The sequence below is a fragment of the Escherichia coli genome, from assembly GCF_036503815.1.
GTDB classification, from domain to species: Bacteria; Pseudomonadota; Gammaproteobacteria; order Enterobacterales; family Enterobacteriaceae; genus Escherichia; species Escherichia coli_F.
The window spans coordinates 2454473-2478857 of sequence record NZ_AP027764.1 but is presented as its reverse complement, the minus strand read 5'-3'; the positions used below and the strand labels follow the sequence as shown (position 1 = coordinate 2478857).

At 50.0% G+C, this 24385-nt stretch carries 26 protein-coding genes; 14 read left to right on the top strand and 12 right to left on the bottom strand.

The features are described 5' to 3' along the window. Positions 1 to 8: 8 nt before the first annotated feature. Together rspA and ynfA are read right to left on the bottom strand one after the other, a co-directional pair. A complete protein-coding gene (gene rspA, locus AABJ99_RS11895; protein ID WP_039021285.1) occupies positions 9 to 1223 on the bottom strand; it encodes a starvation-sensing protein RspA in 1215 nt (404 codons plus the stop codon). Positions 1224 to 1428: 205 nt separating this feature from the next. Beyond that, positions 1429 to 1755, bottom strand: a complete 327-nt coding sequence (ynfA, locus tag AABJ99_RS11890) for a YnfA family protein (RefSeq protein ID WP_001314753.1) — start codon at positions 1753 to 1755, stop codon at positions 1429 to 1431. A gap of 134 nt (positions 1756 to 1889) precedes the next feature. On the opposite strand from ynfA, the gene ynfB reads away from it, so the two are divergent. Together ynfB and speG are read left to right on the top strand one after the other, a co-directional pair. After that, positions 1890 to 2231, top strand: coding sequence for a DUF1283 family protein (gene ynfB / locus AABJ99_RS11885; protein WP_039021284.1), 342 nt, complete (start codon positions 1890 to 1892; stop codon positions 2229 to 2231). Positions 2232 to 2265: 34 nt separating this feature from the next. Next, positions 2266 to 2826, top strand: a complete 561-nt coding sequence (speG, locus tag AABJ99_RS11880) for a spermidine N1-acetyltransferase (RefSeq protein ID WP_001138584.1) — start codon at positions 2266 to 2268, stop codon at positions 2824 to 2826. A 2-nt stretch (positions 2827 to 2828) separates the two neighbouring features. On the opposite strand, the gene ynfC is transcribed toward speG, so the two are convergent. After that, positions 2829 to 3539: a YnfC family lipoprotein gene (gene ynfC, locus AABJ99_RS11875; RefSeq protein WP_077760064.1), complete on the bottom strand. Its 711-nt coding sequence runs from the start codon at positions 3537 to 3539 to the stop codon at positions 2829 to 2831. Between the two features lie 107 nt (positions 3540 to 3646). On the opposite strand from ynfC, the gene ynfD reads away from it, so the two are divergent. From ynfD to clcB, 7 genes are all read left to right on the top strand, one after another. After that, the gene (ynfD, locus tag AABJ99_RS11870) at positions 3647 to 3952 is read left to right on the top strand and encodes a DUF1161 domain-containing protein (protein WP_039021283.1); all 306 of its coding nucleotides are present in this window, start codon (positions 3647 to 3649) and stop codon (positions 3950 to 3952) included. A 198-nt stretch (positions 3953 to 4150) separates the two neighbouring features. Continuing rightward, positions 4151 to 6577, top strand: coding sequence for a selenate/tellurate reductase subunit YnfE (gene ynfE, locus AABJ99_RS11865; protein WP_039021282.1), 2427 nt, complete (start codon positions 4151 to 4153; stop codon positions 6575 to 6577). 60 nt (positions 6578 to 6637) lie between these two features. Next, complete coding sequence (gene ynfF, locus AABJ99_RS11860) at positions 6638 to 9061, top strand: selenate/tellurate reductase subunit YnfF (RefSeq protein ID WP_077782408.1); 2424 nt, start codon at positions 6638 to 6640, stop codon at positions 9059 to 9061. 10 nt (positions 9062 to 9071) lie between these two features. Further along, on the top strand, positions 9072 to 9689 hold the full coding sequence (ynfG, locus tag AABJ99_RS11855; RefSeq protein WP_032184287.1) for a DMSO reductase like molybdoenzyme iron-sulfur subunit YnfG: 618 nt from the start codon (positions 9072 to 9074) through the stop codon (positions 9687 to 9689). 1 nt (position 9690) lies between these two features. Beyond that, on the top strand, positions 9691 to 10545 hold the full coding sequence (ynfH, locus tag AABJ99_RS11850; RefSeq protein WP_039021281.1) for a selenate reductase membrane anchor subunit YnfH: 855 nt from the start codon (positions 9691 to 9693) through the stop codon (positions 10543 to 10545). 42 nt (positions 10546 to 10587) lie between these two features. Further along, complete coding sequence (gene dmsD, locus AABJ99_RS11845; RefSeq protein WP_039021280.1) at positions 10588 to 11202, top strand: Tat proofreading chaperone DmsD; 615 nt, start codon at positions 10588 to 10590, stop codon at positions 11200 to 11202. A gap of 157 nt (positions 11203 to 11359) precedes the next feature. Continuing rightward, on the top strand, positions 11360 to 12652 hold the full coding sequence (clcB, locus tag AABJ99_RS11840) for a voltage-gated ClC-type chloride channel ClcB (protein WP_072039623.1): 1293 nt from the start codon (positions 11360 to 11362) through the stop codon (positions 12650 to 12652). On the opposite strand, the gene bioD is transcribed toward clcB, so the two are convergent. The 3 genes from bioD to ynfL all read right to left on the bottom strand — a co-directional run bounded on the left by bioD (position 12605) and on the right by ynfL (position 15673). Continuing rightward, the gene (gene bioD / locus AABJ99_RS11835; RefSeq protein ID WP_000919226.1) at positions 12605 to 13300 is read right to left on the bottom strand and encodes a dethiobiotin synthase; all 696 of its coding nucleotides are present in this window, start codon (positions 13298 to 13300) and stop codon (positions 12605 to 12607) included. The two genes, clcB and bioD, sit on opposite strands and share 48 nt — an antisense overlap. Before the next feature lie 124 nt (positions 13301 to 13424). Continuing rightward, positions 13425 to 14645: a sugar metabolism global transcriptional regulator Mlc gene (mlc, locus tag AABJ99_RS11830; RefSeq protein ID WP_000225276.1), complete on the bottom strand. Its 1221-nt coding sequence runs from the start codon at positions 14643 to 14645 to the stop codon at positions 13425 to 13427. Positions 14646 to 14779: 134 nt separating this feature from the next. After that, positions 14780 to 15673 carry a LysR family transcriptional regulator gene (ynfL, locus tag AABJ99_RS11825; RefSeq protein ID WP_001019560.1) on the bottom strand — a complete coding sequence of 298 codons (894 nt, stop codon included), beginning with the start codon at positions 15671 to 15673 and terminating at the stop codon, positions 14780 to 14782. A 106-nt stretch (positions 15674 to 15779) separates the two neighbouring features. Between ynfL and ynfM the strand changes: the two genes are divergently transcribed. Further along, positions 15780 to 17033, top strand: coding sequence for an MFS transporter (gene ynfM, locus AABJ99_RS11820; RefSeq protein WP_039021278.1), 1254 nt, complete (start codon positions 15780 to 15782; stop codon positions 17031 to 17033). Between the two features lie 47 nt (positions 17034 to 17080). On the opposite strand, the gene AABJ99_RS25005 is transcribed toward ynfM, so the two are convergent. Beyond that, positions 17081 to 17152, bottom strand: a complete 72-nt coding sequence (locus AABJ99_RS25005; RefSeq protein WP_211114082.1) for a hypothetical protein — start codon at positions 17150 to 17152, stop codon at positions 17081 to 17083. 303 nt (positions 17153 to 17455) lie between these two features. Between AABJ99_RS25005 and asr the strand changes: the two genes are divergently transcribed. The 3 genes from asr to ydgD all read left to right on the top strand — a co-directional run bounded on the left by asr (position 17456) and on the right by ydgD (position 18861). Next, positions 17456 to 17764 carry an acid resistance repetitive basic protein Asr gene (gene asr, locus AABJ99_RS11815; protein ID WP_001362115.1) on the top strand — a complete coding sequence of 103 codons (309 nt, stop codon included), beginning with the start codon at positions 17456 to 17458 and terminating at the stop codon, positions 17762 to 17764. A 92-nt stretch (positions 17765 to 17856) separates the two neighbouring features. Continuing rightward, the gene (locus AABJ99_RS11810; RefSeq protein WP_000233092.1) at positions 17857 to 17940 is read left to right on the top strand and encodes a hypothetical protein; all 84 of its coding nucleotides are present in this window, start codon (positions 17857 to 17859) and stop codon (positions 17938 to 17940) included. Positions 17941 to 18039: 99 nt separating this feature from the next. Further along, entirely contained in the window at positions 18040 to 18861 is an 822-nt protein-coding gene (gene ydgD / locus AABJ99_RS11805) for a trypsin-like serine peptidase (protein ID WP_001260847.1), read from the top strand. A 38-nt stretch (positions 18862 to 18899) separates the two neighbouring features. Here the strand turns inward: ydgD and mdtI are convergent, their stop codons facing one another. The 3 genes from mdtI to AABJ99_RS25000 all read right to left on the bottom strand — a co-directional run bounded on the left by mdtI (position 18900) and on the right by AABJ99_RS25000 (position 19858). Further along, positions 18900 to 19229 (bottom strand): multidrug/spermidine efflux SMR transporter subunit MdtI, encoded by a 330-nt coding sequence (mdtI, locus tag AABJ99_RS11800; RefSeq protein ID WP_000046674.1) that lies wholly within the window; start codon positions 19227 to 19229, stop codon positions 18900 to 18902. Next, the gene (mdtJ, locus tag AABJ99_RS11795; protein ID WP_000276155.1) at positions 19216 to 19581 is read right to left on the bottom strand and encodes a multidrug/spermidine efflux SMR transporter subunit MdtJ; all 366 of its coding nucleotides are present in this window, start codon (positions 19579 to 19581) and stop codon (positions 19216 to 19218) included. The genes mdtI and mdtJ overlap by 14 nt, the downstream gene beginning before the upstream one ends. Before the next feature lie 106 nt (positions 19582 to 19687). Next, entirely contained in the window at positions 19688 to 19858 is a 171-nt protein-coding gene (locus AABJ99_RS25000) for a hypothetical protein (RefSeq protein ID WP_085948401.1), read from the bottom strand. A gap of 134 nt (positions 19859 to 19992) precedes the next feature. On the opposite strand from AABJ99_RS25000, the gene tqsA reads away from it, so the two are divergent. After that, positions 19993 to 21027 (top strand): AI-2 transporter TqsA, encoded by a 1035-nt coding sequence (tqsA, locus tag AABJ99_RS11790; protein ID WP_001118237.1) that lies wholly within the window; start codon positions 19993 to 19995, stop codon positions 21025 to 21027. A gap of 24 nt (positions 21028 to 21051) precedes the next feature. Here the strand turns inward: tqsA and pntB are convergent, their stop codons facing one another. Both pntB and pntA read right to left on the bottom strand, forming a co-directional pair. Beyond that, complete coding sequence (gene pntB, locus AABJ99_RS11785; RefSeq protein ID WP_000014044.1) at positions 21052 to 22440, bottom strand: Re/Si-specific NAD(P)(+) transhydrogenase subunit beta; 1389 nt, start codon at positions 22438 to 22440, stop codon at positions 21052 to 21054. Positions 22441 to 22450: 10 nt separating this feature from the next. After that, a complete protein-coding gene (pntA, locus tag AABJ99_RS11780; RefSeq protein WP_001219378.1) occupies positions 22451 to 23983 on the bottom strand; it encodes a Re/Si-specific NAD(P)(+) transhydrogenase subunit alpha in 1533 nt (510 codons plus the stop codon). Between the last annotated feature and the right edge of the window lie 402 nt (positions 23984 to 24385).

Sequence of the window (24385 nt, the reverse complement as noted above, 5' to 3'; positions counted from 1 at the left end):
CTTACTCCTTACCAGTTCCACAGCGTGCCATCTTCCAGACGTGCGACTGGCAGATAAGCAGGTTCATAGGGATATTTCGCCGCCAGCTTTTCATCGAATTCGATGCCAAGACCCGGTTTGTCTCCCGGATGCATATAGCCGTTATCGAAAATCCAGTTGTGCGGGAAGACTTCGAGCATTTGTTCGGAATAGCCCATGTATTCCTGGACACCGAAATTGGGGACCCACAGATCAAAGTGCAGCGCCGCAGCCATGCAGACTGGTGACAAATCGGAAGGACCGTGTGAGCCAGTACGTACCTGATACAACGAAGCAAAATCGGCAATCCGGCGCATACCGGTAATTCCGCCTGCATGGGTCAGCGTGGTGCGGATATAATCGATAAGTTGCTCTTCAATCAGTTGCTTGCAGTCCCAGATGCTGTTGAAGACTTCACCCACCGCGATGGGTGTGACGGTATGTTGGCGAATGAGACGGAAGCATTCCTGGTTTTCCGCAGGCGTCGGGTCTTCCATCCAGAACATGCGATAATCTTCAATGCTTTTACCAAAGCGCGCCGCTTCAATAGGCGTTAAGCGATGGTGCATGTCATGCAGCAAATGTTCATTAAAACCAAACTTGTTACGTACCGCGTCAAACAATTTCGGCATGAAATCGAGGTATTTCTCCGTCGACCACAGCTGCTCTTCCGGCCACTGTCCTTTGGTTGCGGGTTCATAAGCCAGACCTTTGCCTTTCGACATGCCGTAGGTGGTTTTCATACCAGGGATTCCGCACTGCACGCGGATGGCTTTGAATCCCAGCTCCTGATGACGGGCATAATCATCCAGAGCTTCATCAATACTGTGACCGGTGGTATGGCAATAAACCATCACCCCTTCACGAGACGCGCCGCCGAGTAACTGGTAAAGCGGCATGTTGGCAGCTTTGGCTTTAATATCCCACAGCGCCATATCAACCGCTGAAATGGCCGACATCGTCACCGGACCGCGACGCCAGTACGCACCTTTATAGAAAAACTGCCAGATATCTTCGATACGCTGTGCATCGCGACCAATAAGCTGCGGACAAAGGTGATCCTGCAAATAAGAGGCCACGGAAAGCTCACGTCCATTGAGGGTGGCATCCCCAAGGCCCGTAATACCGTCCTCAGTGGTGATTTTTAATGTGACGAAATTACGCCCCGGACAGGTAACAAAAACTTCAGCCTTTACGATCTTCATGTTCGATTCCTTGCATCGCTTGTCGTGATGCATGAAATCTACGCAACTGAGCTACTACCATACAAGTATGAAAAACGAAAAAAGCCGGAGTGATCACAAAAAAAGGCGTATATTTGCGCCGTGAATGGTTGACAAAAGATGAAATAGAATACCTTTTGTCAGCTGACACTTCCTTGTATCTTATTGATAAAATGAATTTATGTCCTTACGCGCGCCCCCAGCCCGCAACAATGATCAACATGCCGCAAAGCGCAATCAACGCCCCCGTCCAGTCATAAAGACTCAGTTTCACGCCATCCACAACGCGCAGCCAAATCAACGCCGTGCAGACATAAACGCCACCATAAGCCGCGTAAACACGCCCACTCGCCGCAGGATGCAACGTTAACAACCAGACAAACAGTGCCAGAGAAATCCCCGCCGGAAGCAACAGCCAGATACTGGCGTTTCGTTTTAACCACAACCAGGGCAGAAAGCATCCAATAATTTCACACAGCGCAGTAGCAAAAAACAGTAACGTTGTTTTAATCATCTTTGTCACTTATTGACATCATGTATAGTTATAGGGCGACATAATATCATCAATATAAACATCCTCCCGGTGCGTTTTGCGTTCACAGTGGATGGTGTAGAATCGCCTTTAATCATTCACACAAGGAATGAATTATGAAAGTCACTCTCAGCAAACGAATCGGCCTGCTCGCTTTTCTGCTGCCTTGCACACTGGCATTGAGCACAACTGTTCATGCCGAAACTAACAAACTGGTGATTGAGTCTGGCGACAGTGCACAAAGCCGCCAGCACGCCGCTATGGAAAAAGAGCAATGGAATGACACGCGCAATCTGCGCCAGAAAGTGAATAAACGCACTGAAAAAGAGTGGGATAAAGCCGACGCCGCTTTTGATAACCGCGATAAATGCGAGCAAAGTGCCAACATCAATGCCTACTGGGAGCCAAATACATTGCGCTGCCTGGACCGTCGAACTGGCCGCGTTATTACCCCCTAACCTGTTATTGATTTAAGGAATGTAAGGACACGTTATGCCAAGCGCCCACAGTGTTAAGCTACGTCCGCTGGAGCGTGAAGATTTACGCTATGTACATCAACTCGACAATAACGCCAGTGTGATGCGTTACTGGTTTGAGGAACCCTACGAAGCCTTTGTTGAACTCTCTGATCTGTACGATAAGCATATTCACGATCAGAGCGAGCGGCGCTTTGTGGTGGAATGTGACGGCGAAAAAGCCGGTCTGGTGGAGCTGGTGGAAATTAACCATGTCCATCGCCGCGCAGAATTTCAGATAATTATCTCCCCGGAGTATCAGGGGAAAGGTCTGGCTACCCGCGCCGCAAAATTAGCAATGGACTATGGCTTCACCGTTCTCAATCTTTATAAGCTGTATCTGATCGTCGATAAAGAGAACGAAAAAGCAATTCACATTTACCGTAAGCTTGGCTTTACGGTTGAAGGTGAATTGATGCATGAGTTCTTTATTAATGGTCAATATCGGAATGCCATTCGCATGTGCATATTCCAGCATCAGTATCTGGCAGAGCACAAAACACCGGGGCAGACTCTCCTGAAGCCGACCGCACAATAGCATTAATAATAATCGATAGTATTTTTGATGGTATAAACCCGTTCGACGGCGGGTTTTACTCCTTCATCAACAATGATTAGCTGACAGTCCACCGGATTGGCGTGACTGTCATATTCACAGCTCTGTTTTACATTACCTACCCGTTGATTATTCAGTAAAGTAACCGCGGTGTAATCTAATTTTTTGATCGGATCCGTTGATGGCGTGGCGCTGACAGATAATGTTTTGTCGTTACTTTTCGTGGTTTTACCCAGCGGATACCCCTGCTCATCATAGCGATATTCCATCTGCATCTGTTTGCTGCTGGCTTTAATCACAAAGCCATTATCATCGGTTTCCCAACTCACCCCGGCAGAAGGTAATTCTGCTAGCTGGCATTTTCCCTGTAAACGTACTCTTTTCTCCAGCGTCTGGGCATCACGGTAATAATTGGCGTCCAATACCAGGGCAACCACGGTATTATTTTCCAGATCCAGTAATTCGAGTGAATCAAAACAGCCTTCTTCCGACAAAGTCCCCGAAACACGTTTCGTCACTTCACCTTGCTCATCCATTAATGTCTGAGTGAAATCTTTTACCGGACCACGCAGCGGATCAAAATCGAATTCATTAGAGAAACTGGCCATCTCAGGGGTAAATGAAAGTGTTACCTCTGTGCGGTCACATCCTGTGAGTAATATCGCGAGTAAGCATGGTAGTAATTTGTATTTCACAACAGTCACCAGACAGTAGAGATGATTCTCAATCATAGTAGCAAATACAGTACTTTACACGTTAAATGCTATGCTTAAAGAAGTTATATTCGCGTAAGGAGCTTATGATGAAACTCTCAACTTGCTGTGCCGCGCTTCTGCTCGCCCTCGCCTCACCCACGGTACTCGCCGTCCCGGTTTCCTGTGAGCGCATAAAGAGCGATATATCACAGCGTATTATCAATAATGGCGTACCTGAAAGCAGCTTCACGTTAAGTATTGTACCCAATGACCAGGTTGATCAGCCTGATTCCCAGGTCGTCGGGCATTGCGCCAATGATACGCATAAAATTCTTTACACCCGCACCACCAGCGGTAACGTCTCTGCCCCCGCGCAGTCTACTCAGGATGGCGCGCCTGCCGAACCGCAGTAACACATTATTGACTAAACGCCGGATTCAACAGGTCCGGCGATATGAACATACAACATAATCCCGCCTTATTACTCATACCCTTCTATTGATATGGATTAATAATTCTTAACCCAAAATGGGTAGACCCCCTCTATTGTTAGCGCGCTAAATATTCAATATATAAACTTTTATATAACGATAAAGAACAGGGAGTGAGTTATGTCCAAAAATGAACAAATGGTGGGCATCAGCCGCAGAACACTCGTTAAATCTACCGCGATAGGTTCTCTGGCGCTGGCTGCAGGCGGTTTTTCTTTACCGTTCACCCTGCGCAGTGCAGCGGCAGCGGTACAACAGGCCAGCGAAAAAGTGGTCTGGGGTGCCTGTTCCGTCAACTGTGGTAGCCGCTGTGCACTTCGTCTACATGTTAAAGATAATGAAGTCACCTGGGTGGAAACTGACAACACCGGCAGCGACGAGTATGGCAATCATCAAGTACGCGCCTGTTTGCGCGGTCGGTCCATCCGTCGGCGTATTAATCATCCCGATCGCTTGAATTATCCAATGAAACGCGTGGGCAAACGCGGCGAAGGCAAATTCGAACGGATTAGCTGGGATGAAGCCCTGGATACTATCGCCAGTAGCCTGAAGAAAACCGTCGAACAATATGGCAATGAGGCTGTATATATTCAGTACTCTTCGGGGATCGTTGGCGGCAATATGACCCGCTCTTCGCCATCAGCCTCGGCGGTCAAACGCCTGATGAACTGCTACGGCGGTTCACTCAACCAGTATGGCTCCTACAGCACTGCGCAAATTTCCTGTGCCATGCCCTACACCTACGGCAGTAATGATGGCAACAGCACCACGGATATTGAAAACAGCAAGCTGGTCGTTATGTTTGGTAACAACCCGGCAGAAACCCGCATGAGCGGCGGTGGGATCACTTATCTGCTTGAAAAAGCGCGCGAGAAATCGAACGCAAAAATGATTGTTATCGATCCGCGATATACCGACACGGCTGCCGGTCGTGAAGACGAATGGATTCCTATTCGCCCGGGCACTGATGCCGCGCTGGTAGCGGGCATTGCCTGGGTATTGATTAACGAAAATCTCGTTGATCAACCTTTTCTCGATAAATACTGCGTCGGTTATGACGAAAAAACCTTACCCGCAGATGCACCAAAAAATGGCCACTATAAAGCCTATATTCTTGGTGATGGTGACGATAAAACAGCAAAAACGCCGCAGTGGGCTTCGCAAATTACCGGTATCCCGGTGGACCGTATCATCAAACTGGCGCGTGAAATCGGCACAGCAAAACCCGCTTATATCTGCCAGGGCTGGGGACCGCAACGCCAGGCAAACGGTGAGCTGACCGCACGCGCTATTGCGATGTTGCCTATTCTGACGGGCAATGTCGGCATCAGCGGCGGAAATAGTGGCGCGCGTGAATCCACCTATACCATTACCATAGAACGCCTGCCGGTGCTGGATAATCCGGTCAAAACATCAATCTCCTGCTTCAGCTGGACGGATGCTATCGATCATGGCCCGCAAATGACGGCAATCCGCGACGGCGTCCGCGGCAAAGATAAACTGGATGTGCCCATTAAGTTCATCTGGAACTACGCGGGAAATACCCTGGTTAATCAGCATTCTGACATTAACAAAACGCATGAAATTCTGCAGGACGAATCGAAATGCGAAATGATTGTGGTCATCGAAAACTTTATGACCTCATCGGCAAAATATGCCGACATTCTGCTGCCAGACCTGATGACCGTTGAGCAGGAAGATATTATTCCTAACGACTACGCCGGTAACATGGGATATCTCATTTTCCTTCAGCCAGTCACCAGCGAAAAATTCGAACGCAAACCGATTTACTGGATCCTGAGTGAAGTCGCGAAACGTCTTGGACCTGACGTCTATCAAAAGTTCACTGAAGGTCGCACCCAGGAACAATGGTTACAACATCTGTACGCCAAAATGCTTGCCAAAGATCCGGCGTTACCGTCTTACGACGAACTGAAAAAAATGGGTATCTATAAGCGTAAAGATCCCAATGGTCATTTTGTCGCCTACAAAGCATTTCGTGACGACCCCGAGACAAATCCACTTAAAACGCCTTCCGGTAAGATCGAAATTTATTCCAGCAAACTGGCGGAAATTGCCCGTACCTGGGAACTGGAAAAAGATGAAGTAATAAGCCCACTGCCGGTTTATGCCTCAACTTTCGAAGGCTGGGACGCCCCTGAACGTAGTACCTTCCCGCTACAACTGTTTGGTTTCCATTACAAATCCCGTACTCACTCGACCTACGGCAACATTGATGTCCTGAAGGCAGCCTGCCGTCAGGAAGTGTGGATCAACCCTATAGATGCACAGAAACGTGGGATTGCCAACGGCGATATGGTGCGGGTGTTTAACCATCGTGGCGAAGTTCGGTTACCGGCCAAAGTGACACCACGCATTCTGCCAGGAGTCAGCGCTATGGGCCAGGGAGCCTGGCACGAAGCCGATATGTCTGGCGATAAAATCGACCACGGCGGCTGTGTGAATACGCTAACCACTCTGCGCCCTTCACCACTGGCGAAGGGAAACCCGCAGCACACTAATCTGGTCGAGATCGAAAAAATATAACCCACTACGACCATAAATTTTGACATGACATTTTGTTTGAAAAGCAATAAGTGAGTAATGATGAAAATCCATACCACAGAGGCGCTCATGTCGGCTGAAATCAGCCGTAGAAGTCTGGTGAAAACCTCCGCTCTTGGCAGTCTCGCGCTAGCAAGCAGTGCTTTCACACTGCCATTTTCCCAAATGGTCCGAGCGGCAGAGGCACCGGTAGAAGAGAAAGCGGTCTGGAGTTCCTGCACCGTTAACTGCGGGAGCCGCTGTCTGTTACGTTTGCATGTGAAAGATGACACTGTGTACTGGGTGGAGTCTGATACGACAGGTGACGACGTCTACGGTAATCATCAGGTTCGCGCGTGTTTACGCGGGCGCTCTATCCGCCGACGGATGAATCATCCTGATAGGTTGAAATATCCCATGAAGCGCGTCGGCAAGCGCGGTGAAGGTAAATTTGAACGGATAAGTTGGGACGAAGCCCTGGAGACCATCAGTGATAATCTTCGGCGGATCCTAAAAGATTACGGCAATGAGGCTGTACATGTTCTCTATGGAACAGGCGTAGATGGCGGAAACATCACCAACTCAAACGTCCCGTACCGTCTGATGAACTCTTGTGGTGGTTTTCTCAGTCGCTATGGCAGCTACAGTACCGCACAGATCAGTGCCGCAATGAGTTATATGTTCGGTGCCAATGATGGCAACAGCCCGGATGATATCGCCAATACGAAGCTGGTCGTTATGTTCGGAAATAACCCGGCAGAAACCCGGATGAGCGGCGGTGGTGTCACTTACTACGTCGAGCAAGCCCGCGAACGTTCAAACGCACGCATGATCGTCATTGATCCACGTTATAACGACACAGCTGCCGGGCGTGAAGATGAATGGCTGCCCATTCGCCCTGGCACCGATGGCGCACTGGCCTGTGCGATTGCCTGGGTACTGATTACGGAAAACATGGTCGATCAGCCATTTCTCGACAAATATTGTGTTGGTTACGATGAAAAAACGCTGCCCCCCAGCGCACCACGTAACGCACATTATAAAGCCTATATTCTGGGCGAAGGGCCTGACGGCATTGCTAAAACGCCGGAATGGGCAGCAAAAATCACCAGCATCCCGGAAGAAAAAATTATCCAGTTGGCACGAGAGATCGGTTCAGCAAAACCTGCTTATATTTGTCAGGGTTGGGGGCCACAACGACACTCCAACGGCGAGCAAACGTCCCGCGCTATTGCCATGCTTTCCGTTCTCACCGGTAACGTCGGCATAAACGGCGGCAACTCAGGGGTACGCGAAGGTAGCTGGGATCTGGGGGTAGAATGGTTCCCGATGCTCGAGAATCCGGTTAAAACGCAGATTTCCGTCTTTACGTGGACAGATGCCATCGACCATGGTACGGAAATGACCGCGACCCGTGATGGTGTTCGTGGAAAAGAAAAACTGGATGTGCCAATCAAGTTTTTATGGTGCTACGCCAGTAACACATTGATCAATCAACATGGCGACATCAATCACACCCATGAGGTGCTTCAGGATGACAGCAAGTGCGAGATGATTGTTGGCATTGACCACTTCATGACGGCCTCGGCTAAGTATTGCGATATCCTGTTGCCCGACCTGATGCCAACAGAGCAAGAAGACCTTATCTCTCATGAATCTGCAGGGAATATGGGCTATGTGATCCTCGCCCAACCCGCAACCTCAGCAAAATTTGAACGCAAACCCATCTACTGGATGCTGAGTGAAGTCGCCAAACGCTTAGGACCAGACGTTTATCAAACCTTTACTGAAGGTCGCAGTCAGCATGAATGGATAAAATATCTCCATGCGAAAACGAAGGAACGTAACCCTGAGATGCCGGACTACGAGGAGATGAAAATGACCGGGATCTTTAAGAAAAAATGCCCGGAAGAACACTATGTCGCTTTCCGCGCATTCCGTGAAGATCCACAGGCAAACCCGTTGAAAACACCTTCGGGGAAAATCGAAATTTATTCTGAACGACTGGCGACGATTGCGGATACCTGGGAATTGAAAAAAGATGAAATTATTCATCCCCTTCCTGCGTATACCCCAGGTTTTGATGGCTGGGACGATCCCCTGCGGAAAACCTATCCACTGCAGTTAACGGGCTTCCACTACAAAGCGCGTACCCACTCCAGCTACGGCAATATTGATGTGTTACAGCAGGCCTGCCCACAAGAGGTGTGGATCAACCCCATTGATGCTCAGGCACGCGGTATCCGTCATGGCGATACCGTGCGGGTATTTAACAATAATGGAGAAATGCTGATTGCCGCAAAAGTGACTCCGCGTATTCTGCCTGGCGTTACCGCCATCGGGCAAGGTGCGTGGCTTAATGCGGATATGTTTGGTGACCGGGTCGATCACGGCGGCAGTATCAATATTCTGACCTCTCACCGCCCTTCACCGCTGGCAAAGGGAAACCCGTCGCACAGCAATCTCGTCCAGATCGAAAAGGTTTAAGGAGTAGCCCATGACCACACAATATGGATTTTTTATCGATTCCAGCCGCTGTACTGGCTGTAAAACCTGCGAACTGGCGTGCAAAGATTTTAAAGATCTTGGCCCGGAAGTCAGTTTCCGCCGTGTTTATGAATATGCTGGCGGCGACTGGCAGGAAGATAATGGCGTCTGGCACCAGAACGTGTTCGCTTATTATCTCTCCATCTCCTGTAACCATTGCGATGACCCCGCATGTACAAAAGTCTGCCCCAGCGGCGCAATGCATAAGCGTGAAGATGGCTTTGTGGTGGTTGATGAAGATGTTTGTATCGGCTGCCGCTACTGCCACATGGCTTGTCCGTACGGCGCGCCACAGTACAATGCTGAAAAAGGGCACATGACGAAGTGCGATGGTTGTTATTCGCGCGTCGCCGAGGGGAAACAACCCATATGTGTCGAATCCTGCCCGCTGCGTGCACTTGAATTCGGTCCAATTGAAGAACTGCGCCAGAAACACGGTACTCTGGCTGCCGTCGCGCCACTGCCGCGCGCGCATTTCACAAAACCTAATATCGTAATCAAACCTAACGCCAACAGCCGCCCGACCGGCGATACCACTGGTTACCTGGCTAATCCGGAGGAAGTGTAAAATGGGAAATGGATGGCACGAATGGCCACTGGTTATCTTTACCGTATTGGGCCAATGCGTCGTAGGCGCGCTGATTATTAGCGGAATCGGCTGGTTCGCCAGCAAAAATGACGCAGACCGTCAGCGTATTGTCCGTGGCATGTTTTTCCTCTGGCTGCTGATGGGCATCGGGTTTATTGCCTCTGTCATGCACCTGGGATCGCCACTGCGGGCGTTTAACTCGCTGAATCGAATCGGAGCTTCCGGCCTGAGTAACGAGATTGCTGCCGGTTCAATATTTTTTGCCGTTGGCGGATTATGGTGGCTGGTGGCGGTCATTGGTAAAATGCCGCAAGCGCTGGGGAAACTCTGGTTACTTGTTAGCATGGTGCTCGGCGTCATTTTCGTCTGGATGATGACCTGCGTGTATCAAATCGACACTGTGCCAACCTGGCACAACGGCTACACTACACTGGCGTTCTTCCTGACGGTATTGTTGAGCGGTCCTATACTTGCTGCCGCAATTCTGCGGGCAGCCCGCGTTACATTTAATACCACACCATTTGCCATCATTAGCGTTCTGGCGCTGATCGCTTGTGCCGGGGTGATTGTGCTGCAAGGTTTGTCTCTGGCATCTATTCACTCATCCGTACAACAAGCCAGCGCACTGGTACCAGATTACGCCTCCTTACAGGTCTGGCGTGTGGTATTGTTATGCGCAGGTCTTGGATGCTGGCTTTGTCCGCTCATTCGTCGCCGTGAACCTCACGTTGCCGGACTTGTTCTGGGGCTAATCCTCATACTAGGCGGTGAGATGATCGGGCGTACGCTCTTTTATGGCCTGCACATGACGGTAGGAATGGCTATTGCAGGTTAACAAATTGGTGCGGGGAAACCCGCACATTTCAGGATGTTAGGAATGACCCATTTTTCACAGCAAGATAATTTTTCTGTCGCGGCGCGCGTGTTGGGCGCGCTGTTTTATTACGCTCCAGAGAGTGCGGAAGCCGCACCTCTGGTTGCGGTACTCACCAGTGACGGCTGGGAAACTCAGTGGCCTCTACCAGAAGCGTCATTAGCGCCGCTGGTGACGGCTTTTCAGGCACAGAGTGAAGAGACTCGCGCCCAGGCCTGGCAGCGTTTGTTTGTCGGCCCGTGGGCACTGCCGTCTCCGCCGTGGGGGTCGGTCTGGCTGGATCGCGAATCTGTGCTGTTTGGCGATTCAACATTGGCACTTCGTCAGTGGATGCGCGAGAAAGGCATTCAGTTCGAAATGAAGCAAAACGAACCGGAAGATCATTTTGGTTCACTGCTGTTGATGGCTGCGTGGTTGGCGGAGAATGGTCGCAAGACAGAATGCGAAGAATTGCTGGCATGGCATCTTTTTCCGTGGTCAACACGTTTTCTCGACATTTTTATCGAAAAAGCAGAACACCCTTTCTACCGTGCGCTGGGTGAACTGGCTCGCTTAACGCTGGCGCAATGGCAATCACAACTGTTGATTCCTGTCGCGGTTAAACCACTGTTTCGATAAAGTTGCCGCAATGTTGCCGGATGGCGACAATCACGCGTCATTCGGCAATAATACGTTACAACGTCACGTATTTTATCGCTTTAAGCACGCACTGCTTTTGCCGATAACCTGTTTTGCCGCAAAATAGTCGCTCGTGTTTCATTGTCCATTTCTGCTCATGCACCATCTACACAGCTTTCCGGATCTGCGCACTATGTTTCGCCGTCTGCTTATCGCAACAATAGTCGGTATTCTTGCGGCCTTTGCCGTTGCCGCGTTTCGTCACGCGATGCTGCTACTGGAATGGCTGTTCCTCAATAATGACTCCGGCAGTCTGGTCAATGCAGCGACGAATCTTTCTCCGTGGCGACGGCTGCTAACTCCGGCGCTCGGCGGACTGGCGGCGGGTTTGTTGCTGATGGGCTGGCAGAAATTTACCCAGCAACGCCCTCATGCGCCGACCGATTACATGGAAGCGTTGCAAACCGATGGTAAATTCGATTACGCAGCAAGCCTGGTCAAATCGCTTGCCTCTCTGCTGGTAGTAACTAGCGGCAGCGCAATTGGTCGCGAAGGTGCGATGATTCTTTTAGCTGCCCTTGCCGCCTCCTGTTTTGCTCAGCGTTTTACGCCACGCCAGGAGTGGAAATTATGGATTGCCTGTGGAGCTGCGGCGGGAATGGCTGCGGCTTACCGCGCCCCGCTTGCTGGCAGTTTATTTATAGCCGAAGTGCTGTTTGGCACTATGATGTTGGCCTCTCTCGGACCGGTGGTTATTTCTGCTGTCGTGGCGTTGCTGATTAGCAATCTGATTAATCATAGCGATGCATTACTCTACAGCGTGCAACTCTCAGTGACGGTTCAAGCTCGTGACTATGCGCTGATTATCAGTACTGGTGTGCTGGCAGGTCTATGCGGACCAGTGTTGTTAACGTTAATGAACGCCAGTCATCGAGGATTTGTTATTCTCAAACTTGCGCCCCCCTGGCAACTAGCACTCGGCGGGTTGATCGTGGGTCTGCTTTCTCTGTTCACCCCTGCCGTGTGGGGCAACGGCTATAGCACCGTACAATCCTTTTTAACCGCCCCGCCACTGTTTATGATCATTGGCGGGATCTTCCTTTGCAAACTGTTTGCCGTTCTGGCGAGTAGTGGTTCTGGCGCGCCCGGTGGTGTCTTTACACCGACACTCTTTATCGGTCTTGCCATTGGCATGTTGTATGGACGTAGCCTGGGGTTATGGTTTCCTTACGGCGAAGAAATGACACTCTTACTCGGATTAACCGGGATGGCGACACTGTTGGCGGCGACCACGCACGCGCCGATTATGTCGACGTTGATGATATGTGAAATGACCGGGGAGTATCAGCTACTCCCCGGTTTATTGATTGCCTGCGTAATTGCGTCGGTAATTTCGCGGACGTTACACCGTGACTCTATCTACCGCCAGCACACTGCGCAGCATAGCTAAGCGGATGTATTGCCCCAGTTCACGCTGTTCGGCGCGCGGTAAATAAGGCAGTTCACCAATGAGCGGTGCTGGAAGTTTTTTACCCAGCACATCAATGATTTCCGCATAATGCGCCAGTCCTGGGTTGATTCGGTTAGCCACCCAGCCAATGAGCGGCAGCCCGTCGTTGGCAATCGCCTGAGCTGTTAGCAGTGCATGGTTAATGCAACCTTCCTGAATACCGACAACCATCAACACCGGCAGTTGTTCCTGCACCACCCATTCAGAGAGTGGACGCAAATCATTCATCAGACTGCGCCAACCGCCAGTACCTTCGACCACCACATGATCGACTTTATCGGTCAGGTTTGCCAGGCCGTTTGAAATGAGGGTGTAATTGATTGGGCAACTGTGCGCCACGCTACTTTCTTCTTCGCTTAACGCAATAGGATTAACTGCTTCATAAGGCAGTTCAATAGTTGAAACACTCTGCAACACCAGGGCATCTTTATTACGCAGCCCTTCGGGTGTCTCTTTGCTCCCCTTCGCTACGGGTTTATATCCCGCAACCGTTTTTCCCTGGGAGGCTAACGCTTGTAGCAATGCGCGGGAAACCACCGTTTTCCCTACAGAAGTGTCTGTACCTGTAATAAAGAAACGCTTCAGCATCACTAACTCCACCGTTATGCTTCACAAATATAAACCAGGAAAATAATTAACCTTGAAAGTCTAAGTTATGCTTTCCAGGCTCAAATTGAGATAGCGCAAATTTTGGTAGAACAGTTAAAAAATGTTAACCCTGCAACAGACGAATCAACAAAGAACCGTTATACATCGCGTCTTTTACCAGCGCAGCCCCTGCCATCGTACCCTGGTTAGAAAATTGAGTACTCTCAACGCTAATGTGCTGACTATACGCAGGAAGGGCCTGCTGACGGATGCTGTCCGAGATGACCGGGAAGAGGATATCTGCCGCTTTACTTAACGGTGAGCCAATCAGTATTTTTTGTGGGTTAAATAAATTCACCATGATGGCAAGAATGCGCCCGACATGCGCGCCTACCCCGGTAATGATGTCTTTTGCCAGCAGATCGCCGCGCAATGCCGCCTGACACAATGAGTCCACGGTTAACGGCTGTCCATGTAACATCGAGCTCATGGATTGATTGAGACGCAGCTGTGCCAGCTCAAGAATACTGTCCACACTGGCGATGGTTTCGAGGCAGCCGTGATTCCCGCAATAACAGCGTTTCCCATACGGGTCGACCTGCGTGTGACCTATTTCCACGAGGCTACTGCTGCCTGCGTGTAGCAGATGACCATCGGTAATGACGCCCGCCCCCACGTTGTGATCGATAACCACCTGAATCACATCGCGCGCCCCGCGTGAGGCACCAAACAAGGCCTCAGCCATCGTCCATGCGCTGATATCATGCTGAATATAAACCGGTACGCCGGTATGCTGCTCCAGCGCCTCGCCGAGCGGCATCTCTTTTACATCCTCGTAGAACGGCATGCGATGTACAATACCATTTTCCGTATCAATAATTCCCGGCAAGGTAATGGCAATAGAAGTCAGACGCTCAAGTTTTTTCTGATGGCGGATAAAAAACTGATCGATATGGGAAATGATACGATCCAACAATGGCGAGTCATCTTTTAACGCCAGTTCCTGCGACTCCTCCACCACCAGTTTGCTGCTCAGATCGCGCAAAGCAAGGAAAATCTCCCCGCGACTAATGCGCAGAGAAAGATAGTGCCAGGCTTCAGTTTCAACCACCAGCCCCACCGCCGGACGGCCACGGTTCCCCGCTTCTTTGATTTCCAGCTCTTGCACCAGGTGTGCTTCGAGCATCTCACGGACAATTTTGGTGATACTGGCAGGAGCCAGTTGCGCCAGACGGGAAAGATCGATACGCGAGACTGGACCAAGCTGATCAATCAGGCGATAAACCGCGCCCGCGTTGGTCTGCTTTATTTGATCAATGTGCCCAGGCTGGTTTTCAGCAACCACCGCATACTCCCTATATTTTCGCGCTCCGAAATAATCTGTAGGCTATGGTGAAGCACTTCAATACGTGTCGTCAAATTTTTACTTAGGCATGTGATTAACAGCACATTTTTCGGGCTTTTTCGCTGAAATTTTCCTCACCTGAGAGCATTCAGCAGATGAATACGAAAGTTACGCGCAGCCGGACTTTGTTCATGGTGTTTCGGCCAGACCAACCACATTTCAGAAACCGCATCCTCTTCAGCAATCGGCACCCAGCGCATTTCGTTGAGCTGAACACGTTTAAATGACGCAGGCAAAATTGAAACACCCAGACCAGCGGAAACCAGACCGATGATGGTCATTGCCTCACCCACCTCCTGAGTGATGACGGGCGTCAAATTGTAACGTCTCATCAGCCCGAGAATATCGTCATACAGCCCTGTCCCTACGTGCGGATCAAAAAAGACAAAGGGTTCTTTCGCCAGTTCAGCCAGCGTTACACTCGGGTTATTTGCCAGGGGATGATCGTGCGGGATCATCGCCATAAGCGGTTCATGGACGATTACTGCGTGTTCAAGCGTCTCCGGTAACGCTGTGTTACGCAGCAATCCCATATCCAGCGTTCCTTCAATGAGCGGAGCGATTTGCTCGCGAGTGTTCATTTCGCGGGTTTGTAAATGGACATCGGGATAATCACGGCGAAACAGCGATAACGTATCAGACACCGCCCGAATAAAAGGAGCGGACGAAGTAAATCCAATGCGCAACTCCCCCGCTTCGCCCTGATGCAGCCTTTCAGCGCGAGCGGCAGCGTCATCCACCATAGACAGGATTTGCCTACTATCTGCAAGAAACTGTTTTCCTGCTTCCGTCAGCAATACACTGCGATTGGTCCGTGCCAGCAGTCGGGCACCAATTTGTTGCTCCAGCGCCTGAATCTGCTGACTTAGCGGTGGTTGCGAAATATTCAGGCGGGCAGCGGCGCGCCCGAAATGCAGCTCTTCCGCAACAGCAACAAAGTAACGCAGATGACGAAGTTCAATATTCATATTTAAAACATCTTATTTGAGATTATTAATATATTAGACAGAACAATTCGATTTTCCTAATCTATTCATAAGCCTGATCCACAGGCATATTTAGCAAGGATTTCAAGTGAGCCGTACTACAACTGTTGATGGCGCTCCGGCAAGCGTCAATGACAAGCAAAGCATTTCTCAGCCAAATCAATTTATTAAACGCGGTACGCCGCAATTTATGCGCGTCACCCTGGCGCTTTTCTCTGCCGGACTGGCAACCTTCGCACTTCTCTATTGTGTGCAACCTATCCTTCCGGTGCTTTCGCAGGAGTTTGGCTTAACGCCTGCGAACAGTAGTATTTCACTGTCCATTTCAACGGCGATGTTGGCTATCGGTTTGCTGTTTACTGGCCCGCTATCCGATGCCATTGGTCGCAAACCAGTGATGGTCACGGCGCTACTGTTGGCCTCCATTTGTACGTTACTTTCGACAATGATGACCAGCTGGCACGGCATTTTGATTATGCGCGCCTTGATTGGGCTTTCGTTAAGTGGCGTGGCAGCTGTTGGCATGACTTATCTTAGCGAAGAAATCCACCCCAGTTTCGTGGCCTTTTCGATGGGGTTGTATATCAGCGGCAACTCAATTGGCGGCATGAGCGGACGCTTAATTAGCGGTGTCTTCACGGACTTTTTCAACTGGCGAATTGCTCTGGCGGCTATCGGCTGTTTCGCGCTGGCCTCGGCGTTGATGTTCTGGAAAATCCTCCCGGAATCACGCCATTTTCGCCCGACTTCCCTGCGACCAAAGACGTTATTTATCAACTTTCGTCTGCACTGGCGTGACCGGGGATTGCCGTTATTGTTCGCAGAAGGCTTTTTGCTGATGGGGTCGTTCGTCACGCTGTTTAATTACATCGGCTATCGGTTGATGCTCTCCCCCTGGCATGTCAGTCAGGCCGTGGTTGGCTTATTATCGCTGGCTTATTTGACCGGTACATGGAGCTCACCCAAAGCCGGAACCATGACCACCCGTTATGGGCGCGGTCCGGTGATGTTGTTTTCGACGGGGGTTATGCTGTTTGGTTTACTGATGACCTTATTCAGCTCGCTGTGGCTAATCTTTGCCGGAATGTTACTCTTCTCAGCCGGATTCTTCGCAGCCCACTCAGTTGCCAGCAGCTGGATCGGCCCCCGCGCAAAACGCGCTAAAGGCCAGGCCTCCTCGCTGTATCTGTTCAGTTACTATCTGGGGTCGAGTATTGCCGGGACGCTGGGTGGTGTTTTCTGGCATAACTATGGCTGGAACGGCGTCGGCGCATTTATTGCTCTGATGCTGGTCATTGCTCTGCTGGTCGGGACGCGTTTGCATCGTCGTCTGCACGCCTAAAAATAAGTCCGGACTGCGGTAAATACCCATCCGGACTTATTGCCTGCTCAAACCAACGTTAATAGCCATCCTAAAATAGACGAAGCGCCAGCCAATTCCCGCAGCGCATCTAGTGTCATCAGGATTATAAGTACCCAAATAAACGGATTCATTTTGCTGTGTGTCATTTATTACTGATGCGCAGTTATTCTACCGCTTTGTAAGTAGTAAAATAGTTAACCCGATCAAGACTACTATTATTGGTAGCTAAATTTCCCTTAAGTCACAATACGTTATTATCAACGCTGTAATTTATTTAACGTTTGTACATATCGTTACACGCTGAAACCAACCACTCACGGAAGTCTGCCATTCCCAGGGATATAGTTATTTCAACGGCCCCGCAGTGGGGTTAAATGAAAAAACAAATTGAGGGTATGACAATGAAAAAAGTATTAGCTCTGGTTGTTGCCGCTGCTATGGGTCTGTCTTCTGCCGCCTTTGCTGCAGAGACTGCGACCACACCTGCTCCGACTGCGACGACCACCAAAGCAGCGCCGGCGAAAACTACACATCATAAAAAACAGCATAAAGCAGCACCTGCCCAGAAAGCGCAGGCGGCTAAAAAGCATCATAAAAATGCGAAAGCTGAACAGAAAGCCCCTGAACAAAAAGCGCAGGCAGCGAAGAAACACGCCAAGAAACACAGCCATCAGCAACCGGCAAAACCTGCTGCACAACCCGCAGCGTAAGTTTTCAACAGTAATGCTGGCGCGCCCCCTCGCGCCTGAAAATTACGGTGCTAAGCGGGTAACGTTTGGCACCGCCTTTAGCGGAGGGTAGTATGGTGGGCCGTTATCGCTTTGAGTTCATTCTTATCATCCTTATTTTATGCGCACTGATTGCCACCCGTTTTTATCTTTCCTGATCGTAGTTATCTGATTTTGCTCCCACTTTCATCCCGTCCCGTCTATAGTATTTATGAGGGTTTGCTTTTAATAATCATAATTACCCACCAGAGTGTGATATGCGTACAACCATTGCTGTAGTGTTGGGTGCAATTAGTTTGACGTCTGCTTTTGTGTTTGCAGATAAACCAGACGTTGCCAAATCGGCAAACGATGAGGTCAGCACCCTGTTTTTTGGTCATGATGATCGTGTGCCCGTGAATGACACGACCCAATCACCGTGGGATGCGGTTGGGCAACTGGAAACGGCCAGCGGCAATTTATGTACGGCGACGCTGATTGCCCCCAATCTGGCATTAACGGCAGGACACTGTTTATTGACGCCGCCAAAGGGTAAAGCGGATAAAGCGGTGGCGCTGCGTTTTGTGTCAAATAAAGGGCTTTGGCGCTATGAGATCCACGACATAGAAGGCCGCGTTGACCCGACACTGGGAAAGCGGTTAAAAGCAGATGGGGATGGTTGGATTGTTCCTCCCGCAGCTGCGCCGTGGGACTTCGGTTTGATTGTGCTACGTAATCCCCCTTCTGGCATTACACCGTTGCCGTTATTTGCGGGAGATAAAGCCGCACTTACCGCCGCATTAAAAGCGGCAGGTCGAAAAGTGACTCAAGCGGGATATCCTGAAGATCACCTCGATACGCTATACAGTCATCAAAATTGCGAAGTAACTGGCTGGGCGCAAACGTCGGTGATGTCCCATCAGTGCGATACTTTGCCGGGTGATAGCGGTTCGCCACTGATGTTGCATACCGATGACGGCTGGCAGTTAATTGGCGTACAAAGTTCGGCTCCTGCCGCGAAAGATCGCTGGCGTGCCGATAACCGGGCCATTTCTGTCACTGGTTTTCGCGACAAGCTAGACCAACTTTTGCAAAAATAGCATTCAAACGCTGCCCGACAGCACGGGCAGCGTGTTCATCAGGCAAACTTCACCATAATCATTCCAGCCAACAGCAAGACCAGACCAATCCAGCCTTTGCGATTTAAACGTTGACCAAACAAAACCCAACCTGCGACTAACGTGGCGGCAATACCAAATCCGCCCCACAATGCATAGGCTACAGACAAGTCAATCCCTTTAACGGCTTGAGAAAGCGCACTAAAGGCAGCCAGCACCGCCGCCAGGGAGAGCAAACCATAGATTTTGCGACGAAAGCCGTCAGAAAATTTCAAAAAGACATTAGCAACGATTTCCAGCACGATTGCCAATGCCAGCCAGACGGCGTGTACCCATTCAAACTGCGCCATGGTTCACCTCCGGCTCAGGTTTACACGCTTTACGGGTACCTGATTTGATTAATACAATCCCAGCCACCAGGGTCGTTAACCCGGCAATTTTCATCAGCGATAAACTTTCATCGAATAACAAAACGCTAAACAAGGTAATCAATAAAATACCGATACCTTCCCACAGCGCATAAGCTACGCCTAAGGCGATTTTTTTAACGGCGAAGGAGAGAAATATATACGACAGAGAAATCATCACCAGCATTAAAATAAAACCGCCATTACCCTCACTGACGCTCGCCCATTTCATTGACAGCGTGCCGGTAATTTCCGTAGCAATAGCCAGACCTAATAAAATCCAATAAATATACATCGTCCTTCTCCTGCAAGAGAATTATTTTATCTTTCGCTCAATTCAGCGAAACCAGAGCAAAGTGATCAAGCCCCGCGCATAGCGCAAGGTTAGGCAGAAGAAAGGACTAAAGCGCGTTGCGCCAGTGCTGCTCACCTACGAGCAAGATAGTGGATGAGGTACGAAGATGGGTAAATGTAGAAAATAACGTCCTGAACAAATTGTCCATAATATTACAATTATCCGCAGTGTTGCTTCTCATCATCGCGGATGATAATTGTCCTCGGTAGTTGAACACGCCTGATTTGTATCATAGCTTAAGAATTAACTCAAAATATTTTCACTTCTTTACCCGAGCGGATTGATTTTCGTTATGATGACGGAACGAAAAAGACATTATTATTAGCAAAGAAAGAAAAAACGGGGACAAGCATGGCAAAGCCGATCATCACGCTCAATGGTCTAAAAATCGTCATTATGTTGGGAATGCTGGTCATTATTCTCTGTGGTATCCGTTTTGCCGCCGAGATCATCGTGCCGTTTATTCTCGCATTATTTATTGCTGTTATTCTTAACCCGCTGGTGCAACACATGGTCCGCTGGCGAGTGCCGCGTGTACTGGCGGTGTCGATTTTGATGACCATCATCGTGATGGCAATGGTGTTGCTGCTAGCTTATCTGGGGTCCGCGCTCAATGAATTGACGAGGACGTTGCCGCAATATCGCAACTCCATTATGACACCACTTCAAGCTCTTGAACCGTTGTTGCAACGCGTAGGGATTGATGTCTCAGTTGACCAACTGGCGCATTACATTGACCCGAACGCAGCGATGACCTTGCTCACCAATCTACTGACGCAGTTATCTAATGCCATGTCATCAATATTTTTATTGCTGCTGACGGTGTTGTTTATGCTGCTCGAAGTGCCACAATTGCCCGGAAAATTTCAGCAAATGATGGCGCGTCCGGTTGAAGGGATGGCGGCGATTCAGCGTGCGATTGACAGTGTGTCTCATTATCTGGTGCTGAAAACAGCCATCAGCATCATCACCGGCCTGGTCGCCTGGGCGATGCTCGCCGCACTCGATGTTCGCTTCGCTTTTGTCTGGGGATTGCTGGCCTTTGCGCTTAATTACATCCCGAATATTGGTTCAGTCCTCGCGGCAATCCCCCCTATCGCTCAGGTATTGGTGTTTAATGGCTTCTACGAAGCGTTGCTGGTGCTGGCGGGATATCTGCTGATTAATCTGGTCTTCGGTAATATTCTGGAGCCGCGGATCATGGGGCGTGGGCTGGGGCTTTCCACATTGGTGGTATTTCTGTCGTTGATTTTTTGGGGATGGTTGTTAGGACCGGTGGGTATGCTGCTTTCCGTGCCGTTGACAATTATTGTCAAAATTGCCCTTGAACAATCAGCGGGAGGTCAAAGCATCGCCGTTCTGTTAAGCGATCTCAATAAAGAGTGACGGCCTCCGCAGAGGCCGTCAAGTTTACAGAGCTTTCAGGATTGCATCCACGCTGGCTTTGGCGTCACCAAACAGCATGTGGGTGTTTTCCTTGAAGAACAGCGGGTTTTGCACACCAGCATAGCCAGTGTTCATCGAACGTTTAAAAACAATCACGTTCTGCGCTTTCCACACTTCCAGCACAGGCATACCAGCAATCGGACTCTTCGGATCATCCTGCGCCGCCGGGTTAACCGTATCGTTAGCACCAATCACCAGTACGGTATCGGTATCAGCGAAGTCATCGTTGATCTCGTCCATTTCCAGTACGATGTCATACGGTACTTTTGCTTCAGCCAGCAATACGTTCATATGCCCAGGCAAACGCCCCGCAACCGGGTGGATACCGAAACGCACGTTGATACCACGAGCGCGCAGTTTCTCGGTAATTTCAGCGACAGGATATTGCGCCTGCGCGACTGCCATGCCGTACCCCGGAGTAATGATCACTGAATGGGAGTTTTTCAGTAATTCCGCTGTCTCTTCTGCGGTGATTTCGCGGTGCTCGCCCACTTCCTGATCATCGCCAGTAGAAGAGCCATCGGTGCCGAAACCACCCGCAATAACGCTGATAAAGGAACGGTTCATCGCCTTACACATAATGTAAGAAAGGATTGCCCCCGAAGAACCGACCAGCGCGCCGGTCACGATCAGCAGGTCGTTGCTAAGCATAAAGCCCGCAGCCGCTGCCGCCCAACCAGAGTATGAGTTCAGCATTGACACGACGACTGGCATATCTGCACCACCGATGGAGGCGACTAAATGCCAGCCAAATACCAGCGCAATGGCGGTCATTATCAGCAATGCCAGCACTTGCAGGCCTACGCTGTCCGTGCGAACAAATACAATCAGCAGCAGGAAGGAAACGACCAGAGCCGCCAGGTTCATTTTGTGACGGTTTGGCAGCATCAACGGTTTAGACGAAATCTTGCCACACAGTTTGCCGAACGCCACCACGGACCCCGTGAACGTTACCGCCCCGATGAAGATACCGAGGAACACTTCCGTCAGGTGAATATTGACCAGAATCGGTTCCATTCCCGCGTCATGATGCAGATAGCTGTTAAAACCAACCAGTACTGCTGCCAGACCCACGAAGCTATGCAGGATTGCCACCAGTTCTGGCATTTCGGTCATTTCAACTTTCTTCGCCAGGCGGATACCAATTGCCCCACCGATGACCATCGCCAGCAAGATCCAGCCAACATTACCCGTATCCGGTCCAAAGATGGTTGCGATTAACGCAATCGCCATCCCGGCGATACCGAAGTTGTTACCCTGGCGAGACGTTTCATGTTTCGAAAGCCCGGCCAGACTGAAGATAAACAGGATCGCGGCAACAATGTATGCAGCTGTAACTAATCCTCCAGACATATGTTACCCCTTAATTTTTGCGGAACATTTTCAGCATGCGCTGAGTCACGGTGAAGCCACCGAAAATATTAATGCTGGCTATAAGCACCGCGATAAAACTAAGGAAGCTAACCCAGCCGCCCTGGCCAATCTGCAACAGTGCTCCGACAACAATAATCCCTGAAATCGCGTTGGTGACCGACATCAACGGTGTATGCAGCGCGTGCGAAACATTCCACACCACGTAATAGCCGACAACGCACGCCAGCGCGAAAACGGTGAAGTGCCCAAGAAACTCTTTCGGCGCAACGCTTGCCAGCCAGCCGAAAAGGATAATTGCCAGCGCCATCAACGCGTATTTACGCCACGGTGAGCAGGTACATTTTTCCTCAGTTTTCACTTCCGGTGCCGCTTTTTGTGCCGCCTGCGGCTGAGCTGATACCTGAATCGGCGGTGCCGGCCAGGTAATTTCGCCAGCACGGATCACGGTCACACCGCGAATCACCACATCATCAAAATCAACCGTGATGTTGCCGTCTTTCTCTTTGCACAACAGTTTCAGCAGATTAACGAGGTTAGTGCCGTAAAGCTGTGAGGATTGCGTCGGCAGACGGCCCGGAAGATCGGTATAACCAATCACTTTGACACCATTTTCCGTAGTGAAAATTTCACCCGGTACGGTGTATTCACAGTTGCCGCCGTTTTGGGCTGCCAGGTCGACAATCACACTGCCCGACTTCATGGAGTCAACCATTTCACGGGTAATCAGCTTCGGCGCTGGTTTGCCTGGAATAAGCGCGGTGGTGACAATGATATCGACCTCTTTTGCCTGGGCGGCAAAGAGCTCCATTTCCGCTTTGATGAACGCATCCGACATCACTTTGGCATAGCCATCGCCGCTGCCCGCTTCCTCTTTAAAGTCCAGCTCGAGGAATTCCGCGCCCATACTTTGAACTTGTTCTTTCACTTCCGGGCGGGTGTCGAATGCACGCACAATCGCGCCGAGACTATTGGCTGCGCCAATGGCGGCCAGACCTGCAACACCCGCACCAATCACCATCACTTTTGCCGGTGGCACTTTCCCTGCCGCCGTGATTTGCCCGGTAAAGAAGCGCCCAAATTCATGTGCCGCTTCAACAATGGCGCGATAACCAGCGATGTTCGCCATCGAACTGAGTGCGTCCAGCGATTGTGCGCGTGAGATACGCGGCACAGAGTCCATCGCCATCACGGTCACGTTACGTTCCGCAAGTTTTTGCATTAATTCCGGATTCTGCGCAGGCCAGATAAAACTCACCAGCGTTGTCCCTGGATTCAGTAACGCAATTTCATCATCTAACGGCGCATTGACCTTCAGAATGATCTCTGACTGCCAGACGTTATTCCCTTCTACAATTTCGGCGCCCGCTTGCACAAACGCTTTATCGTCAAAACTTGCCAGTTGACCCGCGCCGCTCTCTACCGCGACGGTAAAACCCAGTTTCAGCAGCTGTTCCACTGTTTTTGGCGTTGCTGCAACACGGGTTTCATTGGTTAACCGTTCTCTTGGTATGCCAATTCGCATGATATTCCCTTCCATCGGTTTTATTGATGATGGTTTGCCTGTGTCAGGATCCACACAAGCCGCTCATGTACGAGCTAAATGTTACTCCGTTAAAATAAATTAGTAACAAACGCCCTATAACGTACTGAAAATTATGCCTGTGATCTAGCGCCAAAAATCAGTATTTCGGCGTGAACTCGCAAAATATTAACGATTCAGCCGTGATAGTGGGATAAACACCTTAGAACGCTAGATAAAGACTGATAATTATCTTCGGTGGACAGGTAAAACGTGATATCGCCCCGGCACGAATCATTACTTAACATTAAATTAACTTATACAATTCAGTTGCTTCAGTAGTATTGATGCTGATACGGCTGTTTTTTAAGCATAGACCGTCATTTGAACAGGATTAAAATTGGC

Excerpts from the sequence above, each read along its gene's own strand:
- rspA (WP_039021285.1), bottom strand. The coding sequence starts at position 1,223 with ATGAAGATCGTAAAGGCTGAAGTTTTTGTTACCTGTCCGGGGCGTAAT.
- ynfA (WP_001314753.1), bottom strand. The coding sequence starts at position 1,755 with ATGATTAAAACAACGTTACTGTTTTTTGCTACTGCGCTGTGTGAAATT.
- ynfB (WP_039021284.1), top strand. The coding sequence starts at position 1,890 with ATGAAAGTCACTCTCAGCAAACGAATCGGCCTGCTCGCTTTTCTGCTG.
- speG (WP_001138584.1), top strand. The coding sequence starts at position 2,266 with ATGCCAAGCGCCCACAGTGTTAAGCTACGTCCGCTGGAGCGTGAAGAT.
- ynfD (WP_039021283.1), top strand. The coding sequence starts at position 3,647 with ATGAAACTCTCAACTTGCTGTGCCGCGCTTCTGCTCGCCCTCGCCTCA.
- ynfE (WP_039021282.1), top strand. The coding sequence starts at position 4,151 with ATGTCCAAAAATGAACAAATGGTGGGCATCAGCCGCAGAACACTCGTT.
- ynfF (WP_077782408.1), top strand. The coding sequence starts at position 6,638 with ATGAAAATCCATACCACAGAGGCGCTCATGTCGGCTGAAATCAGCCGT.
- ynfG (WP_032184287.1), top strand. The coding sequence starts at position 9,072 with ATGACCACACAATATGGATTTTTTATCGATTCCAGCCGCTGTACTGGC.
- ynfH (WP_039021281.1), top strand. The coding sequence starts at position 9,691 with ATGGGAAATGGATGGCACGAATGGCCACTGGTTATCTTTACCGTATTG.
- dmsD (WP_039021280.1), top strand. The coding sequence starts at position 10,588 with ATGACCCATTTTTCACAGCAAGATAATTTTTCTGTCGCGGCGCGCGTG.
- clcB (WP_072039623.1), top strand. The coding sequence starts at position 11,360 with ATGCACCATCTACACAGCTTTCCGGATCTGCGCACTATGTTTCGCCGT.
- bioD (WP_000919226.1), bottom strand. The coding sequence starts at position 13,300 with ATGCTGAAGCGTTTCTTTATTACAGGTACAGACACTTCTGTAGGGAAA.
- ynfL (WP_001019560.1), bottom strand. The coding sequence starts at position 15,673 with ATGAATATTGAACTTCGTCATCTGCGTTACTTTGTTGCTGTTGCGGAA.
- asr (WP_001362115.1), top strand. The coding sequence starts at position 17,456 with ATGAAAAAAGTATTAGCTCTGGTTGTTGCCGCTGCTATGGGTCTGTCT.
- AABJ99_RS11810 (WP_000233092.1), top strand. The coding sequence starts at position 17,857 with ATGGTGGGCCGTTATCGCTTTGAGTTCATTCTTATCATCCTTATTTTA.
- ydgD (WP_001260847.1), top strand. The coding sequence starts at position 18,040 with ATGCGTACAACCATTGCTGTAGTGTTGGGTGCAATTAGTTTGACGTCT.
- mdtI (WP_000046674.1), bottom strand. The coding sequence starts at position 19,229 with ATGGCGCAGTTTGAATGGGTACACGCCGTCTGGCTGGCATTGGCAATC.
- mdtJ (WP_000276155.1), bottom strand. The coding sequence starts at position 19,581 with ATGTATATTTATTGGATTTTATTAGGTCTGGCTATTGCTACGGAAATT.
- tqsA (WP_001118237.1), top strand. The coding sequence starts at position 19,993 with ATGGCAAAGCCGATCATCACGCTCAATGGTCTAAAAATCGTCATTATG.
- pntB (WP_000014044.1), bottom strand. The coding sequence starts at position 22,440 with ATGTCTGGAGGATTAGTTACAGCTGCATACATTGTTGCCGCGATCCTG.
- pntA (WP_001219378.1), bottom strand. The coding sequence starts at position 23,983 with ATGCGAATTGGCATACCAAGAGAACGGTTAACCAATGAAACCCGTGTT.